General features: G+C 46.1%; 1 protein-coding gene. It reads right to left on the bottom strand.

Going from position 1 to position 716, the window contains the following annotated elements:
* Positions 1-681, bottom strand: a 681-nt coding sequence (locus A3729_RS22335) for a PEP/pyruvate-binding domain-containing protein (RefSeq protein WP_304439743.1), incomplete at its 3' end; no start/stop codon positions are given.
* Between the last annotated feature and the right edge of the window lie 35 nt (positions 682-716).

The following is a 716-nucleotide window of genomic DNA, read 5'->3' as shown; positions in this document are numbered from 1 at the left end:
CACGACAGTTTCACCCAAGCCATATGAGGAAGTGATAAAAACCACATCTCTAAAGCCGGATTCGGTATCGAGGGTAAACATAAAACCGGAGCTAGCCGTCTCACTGCGCACCATATTTTGAATACCAGCGGACAATGCCACTTCACTATCCTCAAACCCATGGTGAACACGATAAGAGATCGCTCTATCGTTATAAAGCGAAGCAAAAACTTCTTTAACCAGAGCTTTAACTTGTTCGATTCCGGTAACATTCAAGAAGGTTTCTTGCTGACCAGCAAAAGAAGCCTCAGGCAAATCTTCGGCAGTGGCGGAAGAACGAACTGCAACGGCCAAGTTTTGATTTCCGTCTTGTAGCTTTTTGAAAGCATCTTCAAGCGCCCTATTGAGAGCCTCTTGAAACGGAGCCTCCATCACCCAGCCACGAATTTTGGCACCACTTTCTGCCAAGGCTGTAACGTCTTTTACATCGAGTGAAGCAAGCTCTGCATTGATACGCTCACTTAAGCCGTTCTCTGATAGAAAGTCCCAATATGCCTGAGCCGTTGTAGCAAAACCGCCCGGCACCCTTACCCCTACAGAAGATAGATGACTGATCATCTCGCCGAGTGAAGCATTCTTTCCCCCCACTCGATCAACATCGTTCATACCCAGTTCATCAAACCAAATAATGTAGTCCTGCAAGGCTTATTCTCCTGTACATTAGCGAAATACTGATA

This window comes from Oleiphilus sp. HI0043 (assembly GCF_001634935.1).
The sequence above is the reverse complement of the archived record's forward strand: the minus strand, read 5'-3'. Positions and strand labels throughout refer to the sequence as shown.